The organism is Vibrio sp. 1069 (genome assembly GCF_033340555.1).
Window position 1 is genome coordinate 1 of sequence record NZ_JAWOWP010000878.1, and the last position, 535, is coordinate 535.

The 535-nt window shown below is 55.9% G+C and carries 1 pseudogene; it reads right to left on the bottom strand.

The annotated features are described in order from the left end of the window. Positions 1 to 535, bottom strand: a pseudogene (gene vscN, locus R7040_RS29585) (SctN family type III secretion system ATPase VscN); the annotation flags it as partial.

Genomic DNA, 535 nt, shown 5'->3' on the forward strand with positions numbered 1-535 from the left:
AAAGAGCAGTGATAGAGCCTTTGTCCGATTGACCGGCACGCTCCATTAGTTTTGGCAGCGCGGCAAAAACAGAAGGCGGATAACCGCGTCGAGTTGGAGGTTCACCAGCGGCAAGGCCAATTTCACGTTGGGCACGAGCAAAACGGGTGACGGAGTCCATCAGCAGCAAAACGCGCTTGCCTTGGTCTCGGAAATATTCGGCGATAGAAGTCGCAACGAACGCCGCTTTTGCGCGCTCCATGGCTGGTCTGTCGGATGTCGCAACGACCAGCACTGAACGCGCCATACCGTCTTCGCCCAAGTCGTGTTCGATGAACTCTCGCACTTCTCGCCCACGTTCGCCAATCAGAGCCAGAACGGTTACGTCTACGTCCGCAGAGCGAATCAGCTTCGCCAGCAAGGTACTTTTACCGCCGCCAGCCGCAGCGAAAATGCCCATACGTTGGCCTTCACCACAAGTGAGCAAACCATCTATGGAGCGAACGCCAAGCGAAATTGGTTTTTCGATCAATTTACGCTGCATCGGTGGCGGGGC